The organism is Vicinamibacterales bacterium (assembly GCA_036504215.1).
Lineage (GTDB): Bacteria > Acidobacteriota > Vicinamibacteria > Vicinamibacterales > Fen-181 > FEN-299.
Genome location: DASXVO010000033.1, coordinates 86,459 through 99,806, shown reverse-complemented (window position 1 = coordinate 99,806; position 13,348 = coordinate 86,459). Strand labels below are relative to the sequence as shown.

At 66.5% G+C, this 13,348-nt stretch carries 11 protein-coding genes and 1 tRNA gene; 7 read left to right on the top strand and 5 right to left on the bottom strand.

From position 1 onward, the window contains the following. Positions 1-310: 310 nt before the first annotated feature. Positions 311-679: a hypothetical protein gene (locus VGK32_08420; protein HEY3381778.1), complete on the top strand. Its 369-nt coding sequence runs from the start codon at positions 311-313 to the stop codon at positions 677-679. 54 nt (positions 680-733) lie between these two features. Here VGK32_08420 and VGK32_08415 read toward each other — a convergent pair whose 3' ends face one another. Continuing rightward, positions 734-2,551: a nuclear transport factor 2 family protein gene (locus VGK32_08415; GenBank protein ID HEY3381777.1), complete on the bottom strand. Its 1,818-nt coding sequence runs from the start codon at positions 2,549-2,551 to the stop codon at positions 734-736. 410 nt (positions 2,552-2,961) lie between these two features. On the opposite strand from VGK32_08415, the gene VGK32_08410 reads away from it, so the two are divergent. Next, positions 2,962-3,288, top strand: coding sequence for a hypothetical protein (locus VGK32_08410; protein HEY3381776.1), 327 nt, complete (start codon positions 2,962-2,964; stop codon positions 3,286-3,288). Between the two features lie 750 nt (positions 3,289-4,038). On the opposite strand, the gene VGK32_08405 is transcribed toward VGK32_08410, so the two are convergent. After that, positions 4,039-4,115: transfer RNA gene (locus VGK32_08405), tRNA-Arg, on the bottom strand. 164 nt (positions 4,116-4,279) lie between these two features. Here VGK32_08405 and VGK32_08400 point away from each other — a divergent pair. Together VGK32_08400 and VGK32_08395 are read left to right on the top strand one after the other, a co-directional pair. Continuing rightward, positions 4,280-5,797, top strand: a complete 1,518-nt coding sequence (locus tag VGK32_08400; protein ID HEY3381775.1) for an Nramp family divalent metal transporter — start codon at positions 4,280-4,282, stop codon at positions 5,795-5,797. After that, positions 5,798-6,238, top strand: coding sequence for a universal stress protein (locus tag VGK32_08395; GenBank protein HEY3381774.1), 441 nt, complete (start codon positions 5,798-5,800; stop codon positions 6,236-6,238). It abuts the gene before it with no gap. Here the strand turns inward: VGK32_08395 and VGK32_08390 are convergent. After that, positions 6,235-6,549: a DUF2934 domain-containing protein gene (locus tag VGK32_08390; protein HEY3381773.1), complete on the bottom strand. Its 315-nt coding sequence runs from the start codon at positions 6,547-6,549 to the stop codon at positions 6,235-6,237. The genes VGK32_08395 and VGK32_08390 overlap by 4 nt on opposite strands. A gap of 226 nt (positions 6,550-6,775) precedes the next feature. On the opposite strand from VGK32_08390, the gene VGK32_08385 reads away from it, so the two are divergent. From VGK32_08385 to VGK32_08375, 3 genes are read left to right on the top strand one after another with little or no spacing between them, the layout of a single operon-like run. Beyond that, positions 6,776-7,969: an efflux RND transporter periplasmic adaptor subunit gene (locus VGK32_08385; protein HEY3381772.1), complete on the top strand. Its 1,194-nt coding sequence runs from the start codon at positions 6,776-6,778 to the stop codon at positions 7,967-7,969. Between the two features lie 51 nt (positions 7,970-8,020). Continuing rightward, entirely contained in the window at positions 8,021-9,328 is a 1,308-nt protein-coding gene (locus tag VGK32_08380; GenBank protein ID HEY3381771.1) for an ABC transporter permease, read from the top strand. Between the two features lie 15 nt (positions 9,329-9,343). Next, the gene (locus tag VGK32_08375) at positions 9,344-10,600 is read left to right on the top strand and encodes an ABC transporter permease (protein ID HEY3381770.1); all 1,257 of its coding nucleotides are present in this window, start codon (positions 9,344-9,346) and stop codon (positions 10,598-10,600) included. Positions 10,601-10,689: 89 nt separating this feature from the next. On the opposite strand, the gene VGK32_08370 is transcribed toward VGK32_08375, so the two are convergent. After that, positions 10,690-11,559, bottom strand: coding sequence for a PfkB family carbohydrate kinase (locus tag VGK32_08370; protein HEY3381769.1), 870 nt, complete (start codon positions 11,557-11,559; stop codon positions 10,690-10,692). Between the two features lie 183 nt (positions 11,560-11,742). Next, positions 11,743-13,314 (bottom strand): HDOD domain-containing protein, encoded by a 1,572-nt coding sequence (locus tag VGK32_08365; protein ID HEY3381768.1) that lies wholly within the window; start codon positions 13,312-13,314, stop codon positions 11,743-11,745. Between the last annotated feature and the right edge of the window lie 34 nt (positions 13,315-13,348).

Here is a 13,348-nt window from a genome sequence, read left to right as displayed (position 1 = left end):
GCGGGCGGGCTGAGCAGCCGGTAGGCTCCAGAGCGCAGGAACGAGCCCTCATGGCTTGGACGCCGGTTCTCAGGCACCACCCAGCGAGAACGGTGAAGGAATGCGTCACGGTGAGCAACGCAACTTGCGCACCAGCGGAAACACGTGGTTCTGCAAGCGATTCCTGCTGCCACCCCGTGCAAAGTCGCCGCAGGGAGTGTCTATTGTCACCATTGTTACCCGACGACTATGCCCCGTCCCGTTCAACCGAGCACGTCGATTGGGGAGCCACACCCGTCCGGTGCCGTGTCCCTCTTGCGTGCCGGCGCGCGTGCTCCTCGAAGACCTGGCCGACTTCGACGAGATCGTCACCTGTCTGCCGGTGGTGCGGGAAGTGTTGCAGGCGTTCGGCGACGAGCGGGCGTTCCTCCTCGCCCGCGACAGCGATCAGTCCGACCGAGACGCCGGCGATGAGCCACATGCCGGGCAACTGCTGGACGGCCGCCGCGCTCGACAGGTCTCGGCGTTGAGGTGTGGTCGGTGCACCTGCTCCCTCGGGCCCTGCGTCGTCGTCGAGGCGAGCGATGTAGGTGTGACTCTTGGAGTACTCTCCGGGCCCCGGCTCAGAGGGGCCCGTGTCCGCGGCGCGCAGGAGGATGCTCCCGACGCGACTGACCAGGCTCTATCCGTGCGCCCGTGATCACACAATAGCCGGCGCATGTAACCGCCGGATGAAGCCGGCGTCACGGGCCGGCTAAATCGACGCCGGGAGGCACACGCGGAACGTGCTGCCCCTACCCGGTTCGCTCTCCACGATGACGACACCGCCGTAGGTGCGCGCAATCCCCAGGACCACCGCGAGGCCCATCCCTCGTCCGGTGAACTTGCTGGAGAAGAACGGATCGAACAGCGTCTCGATGTCCTTGTCCTCGATGCCGCAGCCCGTGTCCGTCACCTCGATGCACGCATACGCGTTGTCCTGCGGCTGCCAGTCCGGCGGAACACGATGGGTGGGTGGGATGACCTCGGCGGACACCGTCTTCACGCTCAGGCGGATCGCGCCCGGGCTCGCACCGATGGCTTCCCATGCGTTGGCGGCCAGGTTGGTCAGCATCCGCTGCACCTGGTTCGCGTTCCCGACGACGACCGGGCCCGGCATGGGCAGGTCGGATTCGAGCGCCACTCCTGCCGGCATGGCCGCTCGAAGAATGGGCAGGCTCCGGCGGCAGGTCTCGGACAGGTCGAGCGCTTCACGTTTGTCGAATGACTGACCCAGGTAGGTCAGCATCAGGCCGCTCATCTCCGCGGCCTTGTGGGATGCCGTCAACGCTTCTGCGAGCTCCGCGCGCGGGTTCGCTCCGTCATCGAGGTCCCTGATGGCCAGGTCCAGGTTCCCGATCACGGCTCCGAGTTGGTTGTTGAAGTGGTGAGCGATGGCCCCGGCGAGGCGGCCAAGGCTGTCCGCCTTCTGGAGTTGTCGGTTGATCGCCTGCAGGTGTTCCTTTTCCGCTTCCGCCTGCTTGCGCCCCGTGATGTCTCGGACAATCACGACCATGCCCGTGGGCGATCCGGCAGCGTCACCGATGAACTCGCTGTTCACCTCGATATCGAAGGTGCTTCCGTCGAGGCGCAGGCCGCGGTATTCGCTCGGGCCGGTGACGACGCCCTGGCGCTTCTGCGCGACCTGGCCCAGTGCGCGCTGTCGATCTGCGGGGACGATGAAGTCGGTGAGCGGACGCCCGCGGAACTCGTCGGTCGGGTCACCGCCGAACATCCCATATGCCGTGGGCGACGCCATGAGGATGCGGCCCTCGGCATCCGTAATCGTGATGTCGTCGGGGGAGGCGTTGACGACGGAGCGGTACCGTTCCTCGCTTCTCTGCAGTGCCTCGGCCGTCTGCTGGCGCTCCGCAATCTCTCTCGTCAGATCGTCATTCGTCCGGCGCAGTTGATCGTTGGCCTCGGACAGCTTCGTCGTCCGGTCCGCAACCACTTCCTCCAGGAACCGATTGCGATCCACCAGCTCCTTCAGCGGATAGACTTCGCCCTCGCGAACCAGGTGGTACGGAATCGAGATGCTGCTGTGCGAGATCTTCCATCCGCCTTCCTCCTTGCGGAAGATCAGCACGAGGCGCGCGGTCTCTCGCGACAGGATGTGGTCTTCGATCGGCAGGTGGATCGCGAAGAAGCCGGTCGCGACACCGAGGGTGTCGGCCAGCACCTGGATGGCCACGTCCTTGAGTTCAATCCGGAGTGGATCCTTGACCTGGGCGAAGTCCTGCCGAGTGATCGCAACCCACTGTTCCCTGTCCTTGACCAGGAAATCCCCTCCACCCGTGAAGCCGGAGAAATCCTGGCTGAAGTAGGTCGTGAGGCGATCGTCGCGCCCGGCGTACATCCGCAGGTAGTCGTCGAACAGTAGCCGGATTTCCTGGCGGTCGGGTGTTTCCATTGGCGAGAGCGGGGACGCCGTACCTCCGGACGCCATTCTGCCAGACAAGCTCCCGGCCGACGAGGCATTTGAGTTGGCGCCGACGGTTCCGGCCTTACTGTCGATGGCTTTGCTGCTCATCCTGAGTTTCTCATCCGCTATCGGGCAGACCGGCTGGCATCAGCAAGCCCTGCCGGGATTGGAGTCCGGCGCGACGGACGGGCTCAACGACGTGAAGACGCTCGACGGGAGCACGCAGTGCGTGGTGTCGCCTCAGGGCCATGTTCAGAGCGTATCGACCGCCGCTGCGCGTGCTCGTCGTGGAAGACGACGATGACACCCGCGAGATGTTGTGCCTGGCCGTCCGGACTCTCCCGCGCGTTCTGGCTCGTGCGGCTGCAGATCAAACGGGTGTCACCGTGGAGAACGAGTGTACGTATTTGAACAGACGCGCCTCGTCGCGGCTGGTAGGTTACTGACATGTCGGATTCTCGTGGTGGTTGAAGGGGACAGAGGGGCAAAAGGAGGGTGTCGAGATGCAGGTAGAACGAATGAAGGTTGCGCCTGATACCGTTGCGTACGCCGACGGTGTGCAGCACAAGCTGATCGTGGAGTTCGCCATCCCAGGAGCGCCAACGGAGACCATCGATGTGAAGATTCTCGCAGACAGCGTCTATTTGTTGGCGCCGGCCAGGGACATCGAGTACGTGTCGGCATTGGCGTTGGGCTGGCCGGTGAAGCCTGACAAGGCCGAAGCGACCTACGTGAACGGATTGCTACGCATTGAGGTGCCCTTCAAGGACCCCATGGAAGACGCGGTGAAGGTGGCCATCAAGGCGGGTGGGACGGAAGCCAAGATCAAGACCCTCGAGGGCTGACGACCCCACTTCACCACCTCCTGTTCCATCACGCACTCCGGTGCGCCGCGGACTGGACGGCAGTCTGCGACTCCATCTGTGGTGGGGCGGCCGCCGCGCCCGGCGGCCGCCCGCGCTCTTGCGAGCACGCCTACTCGCCTCACGCCTCACGCCGCTGGTCACCTGGCCACGCACGCGAGCCGCCAGGCACAGCTATTGCGCGCTGCTCGGTCACGGACGATGGTACACGCTCGGATCGAGGACCGTGCTGACTCCTGCGGCCGCTCGTGAGCTGGCGCGCCAGGTGCTCGGCGATCTCGCTCACGGCCTGGACCCGGGCGAGAAGAAGCGCAAAGCTGCCGCTGCGACGTTCGACACGTTTCTCCCGCTGCACGACGAACCCTGCCGGCCTATGACCTGCTGCCCATGGGCCTCTATTCCACGCCGTTCTCGGCCGCTGGCGCGGTCACCTCGATGGTGACCAGTCGCTGCTGTCCTTACGCCGCCTGGTCTCGCCGGACAAGTTGAGGCCACGGAAGAACGCGTAGAGGCCCGAGAAACAGCGCTTGCGCCAGCAACTCGGACGACGGGAGGATCATCCACCTGGTGGCGGTCGTCTCGAATCGGGAGGCTCCGTGCCTCAGCCACGGCAGCCCATCGGGACAACTCGAATCCGTCAGAAACGGGGAGGACGACCAAGGCAGGGCTACCGCCGCAGTGGATGACCCTTGGGTTGGGAGTCCGCCTTCGCGTGCAGCCATGAGCGAAGGTTGGTGCGCCCGGAGGGGCTCGAACCCCCGACCTGCGGCTTCGAAGGCCGACGCTCTATCCAACTGAGCTACGGGCGCACGCCGTCGTCATGATAGCACGGCCGATTGGGCGCTCGTCGGGGCGCTGTCGTGCGCGTTGATGACCGTCGAGGCGACGAGGCGTTTCGGCCGCCGTGCCGGTGTCGTCGTTGGCCTGCTCGCCCTGACCGGCAGGCCGCACGAGGTCATCGCCGCATTCGAGCGTGCTCTCGAACTCCATCCTCGGAACGGGGGCGCGCACCACAACCTCGCTGGCGCGCTTGCAGCCGTGGGTCGAGCAGCGGCGCGTTCTGACTGCTGCCTCCCGCCTCCTGGCTCCTGTCTCCAGTTCCCTCGCTCCACGCCCCGATCGGTGCGAAAATGCCGGGGTGGCCTCCTCTCCCTCTCCTGGCGACCGTCCACTGACGTCGCACGTCTCAGCAGGCGAGGTCAGCCTGCCGGAAGTGCATGGCACGATCGCCGTTCCCGCTGGTGCGGGTTTCTGGCGGAAGTTGCTGGCGTTCTCGGGTCCGGGCTACCTGGTCGCCGTTGGTTACATGGACCCCGGCAACTGGGCGACCGACATCGCCGGCGGCGCCCGCTTCGGCTACGCGCTGCTCTGCGTCGTCTTCGCCTCGAACCTCCTCGCGATCCTGCTGCAGGCGCTCGCCGCCCGCCTCGGCATCGCGAGCGGCCGCGACCTCGCGCAGGCCTGCCGCGACCACTTCAGCCGCCGGACGACGCTGCTGCTGTGGGGCCTGGCCGAGATTGCGATTGCGGCGACGGACCTCGCCGAGGTCATCGGCTCGGCCATCGCGCTGAACCTGCTGTTCGGCCTCCCGCTGGCGGTCGGCGTCTGTCTCACGTCGGCCGACGTCCTGATCGTTCTCTACCTCCAGCACCATCGCTTCCGATACGTCGAGGGCCTCGTCGTGCTGCTCATCGCCGGCATCGCCGGGGCCTTCGCGGTCGAGCTGTTCTTCTCGAAGCCGGATCTCGTCGCGGTCGCCCGAGGCCTCCTGCCGACGACGCAGCTGTTTCGGGACCGGGAGATGCTCTACATTGCCGTCGGGATCCTCGGCGCGACGGTGATGCCGCACAATTTGTACCTGCACTCGTCGATCGTGCAGACGCGCCAGTATGGCGATTCGCAGGAGAGCCGGGGCGAGGCGGTCTCGTTCGCGAGCCTCGACTCGACGGTCGCGCTCACCTCGGCGCTGTTCATCAACGGCGCGATCCTCGTCGTCGCCGCCGCGACGTTCCACGGAACCGGCTACGAGCACGTAGCGGACATCTCTGACGCCTACAAGCTGCTGACGCCGCTGCTCGGCACGACGGTGGCCTCCACGGTGTTCGCGCTCGCGCTGCTGTTCTCCGGGCAGAACGCAACGCTGACCGGCACGCTGGCCGGACAGATCGTGATGGAAGGGTTTCTCAACTTCCGCATGCGGCCCTGGCTGCGGCGGCTGATCACGCGGCTGGTGGCCATCATTCCGGCGTTGATGACGGTCATCCTCTTCGGCGAGCGCGCCAGCGGGAGCCTGCTGATCTTCAGCCAGGTCATCCTCAGTCTGCAGTTGCCGTTTGCCGTGATCCCGCTGATCCTGTTCGTGAGCGACCGGCGCCGCATGGGGAAGCTGGCGATTGGCCCATGGTTGAAGCTGATTGCGTGGCCGTGCGCCGCCCTGATCACCCTGCTGAACGCCTGGCTGTTGTGGGAAACCGTGAGAGGGTGGTTCTAGATGTACCGACACATCCTCGTGGCAATCGAGAACTCGGACGCCGATCAGACAATCGTCGAGCACGTGGCGCCGCTTGCGAAACTGACCGGGGCGCGGCTGCTGCTCGTGCACGTGGCGGACGGATGGGCGGCGCGCCACTACGACGAGCTGAACTTGCGCGAATCCGAGGAGATGCAGGAGGACCGCGCGTACCTCGGGCGCGTGCAGGCACAGCTCACGGCCGAGGGCCTCGAGGTGGACGCGCTGCTGGCCATGGGCGATCCGGCGAAGGAGATCTGCCGCGTCGCCGAGGAGAAGAGCGTCGATTTGATTGCGATGGCGACACACGGCCACCGCGGCGTGAGCGACGTGATCCACGGGCAGACCGTAGACCACGTCCGCCATCGCGTTCGGATGCCGGTGCTACTCCTGCGGGCAAAAGGGAGTCCGCGGACCGTTTAGTGGTGTCGGCGTTCCATCAGCTGGCGTTCGGCTTCGTACCAATCGTCCAGGTCCCGCCCGTCTCCCTGTCCGCGCCGGACGTAGATGTCGTACGCTCGCCGGCGAACCTCTTCCGGAGCAGGCGTGTGCCCGACACCTTCCAGGGATCTCGCCGGGCTTTCGATCGGCTGGCCACTCGGTTCCTGCGATCGCGCCATGTCGGGCGCCTGGGAGGCCGCCTTCGCGGTGGGTTTGGTGCTTCGCCGTCGTTCCGGCGCACGGCGGGCCTTGGGTTCTCCGTTGGTGCTGCTCCCGTTGCTGCTCTTCGCCATCCTGACACCATCTCCTGAACGAGCCCTGGGCCGGCGGACCGCGATGGCCCCCGGCGAGCTCTCAATTGTGAGTTATACCCACTACCTTACCACGCCGCGGGCCCGGCTGCCACGCGGGCACGGAAATGGAACCCTGTTCTCGCCGCGTGCGTATGGAGAAGCAGAGCGGACGCGTGTGTTTCACGGCGCAGGCCGCCTGCGCTTGCGGGAGGTTCCGGGTATGGCGATGCCAAAGCGACGCAGGGTGGTGTGGATTGGCGTGATCGTGGTCACGCTCGGCATTGTCGGCACGTTCGGGTACACGGTTCTCGCCCGTCCGGCGACCGCAGTCGATCCTGCCCGTCTCGCGACCGTGGAGCGCGGCGATCTCGCGCGGTCGGTTGTCGCAACCGGCAAGGTCGAGCCGATTACCAAGGTCGAGATCAAGTCGAAGGCGAACGGCATCATCAAGGAACTGAAGGTCGAGGTCGGCAATGTCGTGCGCGAGGGGCAAATCCTGGCCGAGCTGGACCGCGACAACCTGGCCGCCCGGCTCCGCGAGTCGCGTGCCGCGCTCACCGGCGCGCAGGCCAATCTGAAGGCTGCCGAGGCGGAGCTCGCGAAGAACCGGATCGAGGCAGCCGGCCCCGAGGTGCTGTTCGCCAAACGCAACCTGGAGCGTGCCGACCAACTCGCCCGCGAGAAACTCATCTCACCGCAGAATCTGGACGATGCGAGAAACGCGCTGGACCAGGCGTCCAACAAGCAGGCGGCCGCGAAGTCGCAGCTCGGCGTGAGCGAGGCTCGCGTCGCCCAGGCGCGGGCCACCGTCGCGCAGGCGCAGGCGACGGTGGACCGGACGGAAGAGGAGTTGACCAACGCGACCATCAGGTCGCCCATCAACGGCACGGTCCTGTCGCGGGACATCGAGATCGGCAGCCCCGTGTCTTCGATCCTCAACCTCGGCTCCTCGGCCACGCTCGTGATGGTGCTGGGCGACATCGGCAGGGTGTACGTCAAGGGCAAGGTGGACGAGGCGGACATCGGCCTGGTCCGCCTCGGACAGCCGGCGCGCATCAAGGTGGAGACGTTCAAGGATCGCCAGTTCGAGGGGAAGGTCACGCAGATCGCCCCGATGGGCGTCGAGAAGGACAACGTCGTGAACTTCGAGGTGCGGGTGTCGATCGACAACGGGTCGGGCGAACTGCGCGCCAACATGACGGCGAACGCGGAGATCGTCCTCGAGGAGCACAAGCGCACGCTCATCGTGCCCGAGCGCGCCGTGATCTACGACGCCAAGCGGAATGCGTACGCCGAGAAGGTTGCCGCCGGCACGAAGACCGGTCGCGAGCGCGTGGCCGTGACGCTCGGCGTCAGCAACGGTACCAGGACCGAGGTGGTCAAGGGGCTCGCGGCCGGGGATCGCGTGATCCTGCAGTAACGCAGGGTCCGTCGGTCCTCGTCCGGCACAGAGTCGAAAGCCCGAGTCCATATGGAACTCCTTCGTCAGACCTGGTCGAACCTGGCAGCCAACAAGCTGCGCAGCTTCCTCACGATGTTCGGGATCATGTGGGGCGTGATCTCCATCGTGCTGCTGTCGGCGGTCGGCGAAGGGTTCCAGCGCGGAAACCAGCACGTCCTCGAGGAACTCGGCAGGAACGTCGTCATCATCCGGAACGGCCGGACGGCGATGCAGGCGGGTGGCGCGCGCGCCGGCCGGACGATTCGTCTCGATATCCAGGACGTTCGCCTGCTGGCCGAACGCTCGCGGCTGCTCGAGGACGTGTCACCGGAGCTGATGCGCGGTGCGGTGAAGGCGAAGAGTCCCTTCAACGCGAGCACGCTCCAATTGAGCGGTATCTGGCCGTCGTTTCAGCGGATGCGGACGATCGAGGTGGACCGCGGGCGCCTCATCTCCGAGATGGACTGTCACGAGGGACGCCGCGTGCTGGTCATCGGGTCGGAGGCCTCCCGGCAGCTGTTCGCCGAGCGCGACCCGGTGGGCAGTGAACTCAGCCTGAACGGCATCCCGTATACCGTGATCGGGCGCATCCGGAAGAAGGACCAGGACTCGAACTACACCGGTGCCGACAACGAACGGCTCTTCCTCCCGTACGAAGCCGCGCGCGCCGACTTCCCGATGACGACGAACGGCAGCACCGCGGACTCGCTGTCGGCCATCATCGCCGCGCCGCGCGCCGAGGTGGCCAGGCAGCTGCAGGAGTGGCTCGAACGGGAGGGCATCGGCGGGTTTCTCGGCCTCGAGGCACAGGGTCCGGTCGAAACCGACATCCGGTCGGTGCTCGGGCCGCGCCACGGTTTCGATCCGGGCGACCCCGAAGCGCTCTCGATGTGGAACACCGCCATCGAGTCGGTGATGTTCGGGAAGATGATCGGGGCGATGCACACCTTCTTCGTGTGGGTCAGCCTCATCACGCTCGCGCTCGGCGGCATCGGTGTCATGAACATCATGCTGGTGGCCGTGAAGGAGCGCACGAGAGAAATCGGGATCCGAAAGGCGACAGGCGCCACCTCGCGGAATGTGCAGTGGCAGTTCTTCAGCGAGGGCTTTTCGTTGACGCTGTTGAGCGGCGTCATGGGGTACGCGGTCGGATACGGGCTGTGTGCGCTGGTCAACCTGGCGCCGATGCCCGAACGCTTCTCCGGGATGGTGACGACCTGGCAGACCACGGTCCTGGCCATCGGCGTGCTGACGCTGATTGGCGTCGCGGCGTCCACGTATCCGGCGCGGCGCGCGGCGGCGCTGACGCCGATCGAGGCGCTGCGGTACGAGATGTAGGGCGAGAGAGATCCGATGCTCCTCAAGGAAGTTATGCTCCAGGCGGCGGCGGCGATTCGCGACCACCGGTTTCGCGCCGGCCTCACCATGCTCGGCATCGCCTGGGGCATCGTCACCGTCGTCATCCTGATGGCGTACGGGCAGGGTTTCCGAACCGCGCTCGTCGTCGGGTTCCGGAACGCAATCTCGGACGGCACCGCGCGGATGCGCGGCGGCCAGACGAGCACACAGGTGGGCGGCGAGCGGGCCGGACGCCGGATCTTCCTGAAGGTGGAAGACGTCGAGGCGTTGCGCGAACTCGGCACGGTCAAGTACGCGAGCCCCGAGTACCTCGAGTCGCTGCCGCTCATCTATGGGACGCGATCGACGACGGCCGGCGTGCGCGGCGTGGCGCCGGAGTATGGCGTGATGCGCTCGGAGACGGCGGGTAACGGCCGGTTCATCAACGACGAGGATTGCGAGAAGCACCGCCGCGTGGCGTTCGTCGGGACGGATGTTGCAAAGAAGCTGTTCAGCAACATCCCGCCGGTCGGGCAGGTCATCCGCATCGGCGGGCTGTCGTTCGAGGTCGTCGGCGTGCTCGCGCAGAAGGCCCAGCTGTCGTCGTACTTCTGGCCCGACTCGATGTCCGTGTTCATCCCGCACACGACGATGAAGTCGATGTTCGCGCAGGAGTACCTCGACTATCTCGTGTACCAGGCCGTCCGGCCGGATCAGCAGAACATCGCCGAGAAGCAGGTCCGCGAGGTGCTGGCGCTGCGGCACCGGTTCGACGCACGCGACGAGCGGGCGCTGCGCATCGACTCGAGCGCCGATATCATGGCCATCGTCGACGGCATGGCGGGAGGCCTCATGGTCGTCCTGCTGTTCATCGGGACGCTGACGCTCATGATTGGCGGGGTCGGCGTGATGAACATCATGCTGGTGTCGGTGCAGGAGCGGACCCGCGAGATCGGTGTCCGCAAGGCGCTCGGCGCGCGCCGCGGCCACATCCTCGCGCAGTTCCTGTTCGAAGGCATCGCCATCACATTCGCCGGCGGCCTGGCCGGCATCGTGCTCTCCTGCGCGATCGTGAAAGCGGTCGGTGTCCTGCCGTTCATCGCGAGCCTGATCGGCGACGCGTCTCGCTCGACCGACATCCACCTGATCCTCTCCCCGGCGATTCTCGTCACGGCAACCACCATCCTCTCGGTGACCGGCCTGATCAGCGGTCTCTGGCCCGCCCTCCGCGCCTCCCGCCTCGACCCGATCGAAGCGCTGCGATACGAGTGATCGGAGGATTCGACACAGAGCGCGCAGAGCCCGCCGAGGCGTATTCAACGGCGATCCTCCGCGATCTCTGTGTTGGATGACGGCGAACGCTACAACGTCTGGGCGCCGAGGCGCGAGGCGACGCGGGCGCCGAGATGGTTGGCGGCGGCGAGAGCCACGTCGAGGTTTCCGTGCTGCCCGTACTCCACGAGGAACGCGGCGTCGAACGCGTCGCCGGCGCCCGTCGTGTCCACCGCGCTGATCGACTCGGCAGGCGCCGTGGTGGTGCCGGTCGCCCCGATCGCGGTCGCGCCCAGGCCGCCCTGCTTGATCACGACGAGCCGCGCCCGCGACAGGAGTGACACGGCCGGCTGGCCAGGCGCCAGTGCGCGGGCTTCGTCCTCGTTGGCGAGGAGGACGTCGAGCGCGCCGAGTTCGTCGAGCAGGCGGGCGGCGCCGTACACGCCGATCAGGCTGGCGGATGAGGGATCGAACGCCACCGGGATGTCGCGCCTCCGCGCCTCGTCGAACAGCGGTCTGGCGAAGGACGCCGACCGCGCCATGAACACCGAGTAGCCGTTCAGGAAGACGACATCGGTGCGGTCGAGCATCGCGAGCGGCAGATCGGTCGCCTCGACATGGAGCGGGTGCGTGTGATCGGTGACGAACGCATGCTCCCCGTCGGGCCGGACGATGACGCCGATGCGCGTGGTCTCGCCGTGGACCATCGCCACGCGCTCCGCAACCCCTTCGTCCTCGAGATGGCCCCGCATCAGTTGTCCCATGCGGTCGTGGCCGACCTTGCCGACCAGCGTCACGTGCGCACCCAGCCTGTGCGCCCACACTGCCACGTTGGCCGACGATCCTCCCGGCAGGAGGTCCACGGACCCGTAGACGTCCGCACCCCACACGAAGTCCGCGACGGGCCGCACGAGCACATCCCAGGCGATGTCACCGATGACCAGCAGGCGGAGGGACATGGGAATCAGGTGCTGGAGGTGCCGAAGGTGCTGGGGGTGCTGGGGGTGCGGACGGTGCCGAAGGTGCTGGGGGTGCTGGGGGTGCTGGAGGTGCGGACGGTGCCGAAGGTGCTGGGGGTGCCAGGGGTGCGCGCGGTGCCGACGATGCCGAAGGTGCTCATGGTGGTGGGGTGCCGGGCCGGATTACCGTCGTCCCGGGGCGCGGGTGGCCTTCTGCCTGATGGCCAGGACGACCTGGCCGCGCAGCACCTTCAGGTAATTGAGCACGGGCGGCGTCAGCAGAGGCAGCACTTCCTTCTCGCCGTCCACGTAGAAGAGGCCGACGGACTTCTGATCGACGACCAGGGGCAGCAGCACCAGATAGCGATCGGCGACGCCGTTGCGCGTATACCAATCGGGCAGCGCGGCCAGCACCTCCATGGCCGTCGCATCCTTGACTACGATGTCCTTCTGCTCGGTGAGCGCAAGACTGAACAGATCCTCGCTTCCGGAGATCGGAATCTCGAACCAGCCCTTCATCTCGGTGGCCGACTGGCCGAACCCGAACCGGAACCGCGCCACGGACAACGACGGATCCTTCAGCAGGAAGTACACACGCGTTCTCTCGACGCCAAGCGCACGGTAGATCGTCTCGAGCACCACGCGCAGCACATCGTCCAGCGTGTATTCGGCGACGAGCAGAGAGGTGATTTCGTGGAGGCCCTTGGTGAGGATCGTCTCAGGCTGCATCGGGCCAGCCACCAAGCCGGACGGGTCCTCGGACTCATCGGGCACGAGCGCGCCGGCGCTCGACGCTTCGGCAAAGCCCGCGGCGCGCCCGGCCGCCGAGACGACCGACTTGGCGCGCATCTCCCCGAACCCCGCGATGAACCGGCTGCCCGGCAACTCGAGCTTGAAGGTCGAGGACGACTCCTTGAGTTCCTTGACCGACCGGGCGATGAGGTCGCCCATCTTCTTGCCGATCTTGACCACCTTGGCGTAGGAGCCGACCAGGCGTTCGATCTCGGCCTGCTTGAAGTGCGGATCGGCATCCGCAGCCAGGACTTCGGTGATGTCGTTCGCCAGCGTCGCCAGGCAGCCGAGGCGTTCCCCCGGGCTCAGCACGCGACTGGACGCATCGCCTGGCACGCGTACCATGCTCTCCGTGAGCTTCGCCGGCAGGTTCAGACCCTGCGCCACGGCGATGCCCATCGCTTCGTACGACAGCCCCAGCACGCTCCGGATCGTCGCCGGTTCCTTTCCGGCCTCGCCCGCCTGGATCTCGGCGAATTCCTTCGGGAGATAGAACGCGACCAGGATCCGCCCGAGTTTGTGGAACAGCGCGCTGATGAACGCTTCCTCGCCATCCGCGAAGCCCGAGTCCTCCGCGATGTTCCGGCTGAGGACCGCGCTGTAGAAGGACATGTTCATGACGTCGGCCAGATTGGCCGTGCGCGCGTGCTTGGCCAGGTGCTCGAAGAGCATCAGGCCGGTCGCGACGCTGCGGACGCGGTCGAATCCCATCAGCAGCACCGCGCGGGTGATCGTCGTCACCTCGTCGTACTGCGCGAACGCCGCCGTATTGACGAGCCGCAGGACCTTCTGGGTCAGGCCGTAGTCCTGCAGGATCGTGTCGGCGAGCAGGCCGGAAGATGTGGCTTCAGACGCGGTGAGCGTGCTGATGAGGCCGATGCTCCGGGCCATGGCGGGGAAGTCTCCGCTCTTGCGGATGGCCGCCAGCAGGCGCTCCACGGCAGGCGGGGGAGGCTGATCCATACGGATGGCTGATGAAACCACGCCCGGCCTGTCC

What these genes read in the sequence shown, in the direction of transcription:
- VGK32_08395 (HEY3381774.1), top strand. Translation starts at nt 5,798, where the DNA reads ATGTACCGACACATCCTCGTGGCAATCGAGAACTCGGACGCCGATCAG.
- VGK32_08410 (HEY3381776.1), top strand. Translation starts at nt 2,962, where the DNA reads ATGAAGGTTGCGCCTGATACCGTTGCGTACGCCGACGGTGTGCAGCAC.
- VGK32_08365 (HEY3381768.1), bottom strand. Translation starts at nt 13,314, where the DNA reads ATGGATCAGCCTCCCCCGCCTGCCGTGGAGCGCCTGCTGGCGGCCATC.
- VGK32_08390 (HEY3381773.1), bottom strand. Translation starts at nt 6,549, where the DNA reads ATGGCGAAGAGCAGCAACGGGAGCAGCACCAACGGAGAACCCAAGGCC.
- VGK32_08380 (HEY3381771.1), top strand. Translation starts at nt 8,021, where the DNA reads ATGGAACTCCTTCGTCAGACCTGGTCGAACCTGGCAGCCAACAAGCTG.
- VGK32_08370 (HEY3381769.1), bottom strand. Translation starts at nt 11,559, where the DNA reads ATGTCCCTCCGCCTGCTGGTCATCGGTGACATCGCCTGGGATGTGCTC.
- VGK32_08375 (HEY3381770.1), top strand. Translation starts at nt 9,344, where the DNA reads ATGCTCCTCAAGGAAGTTATGCTCCAGGCGGCGGCGGCGATTCGCGAC.
- VGK32_08385 (HEY3381772.1), top strand. Translation starts at nt 6,776, where the DNA reads ATGCCAAAGCGACGCAGGGTGGTGTGGATTGGCGTGATCGTGGTCACG.
- VGK32_08415 (HEY3381777.1), bottom strand. Translation starts at nt 2,551, where the DNA reads ATGAGCAGCAAAGCCATCGACAGTAAGGCCGGAACCGTCGGCGCCAAC.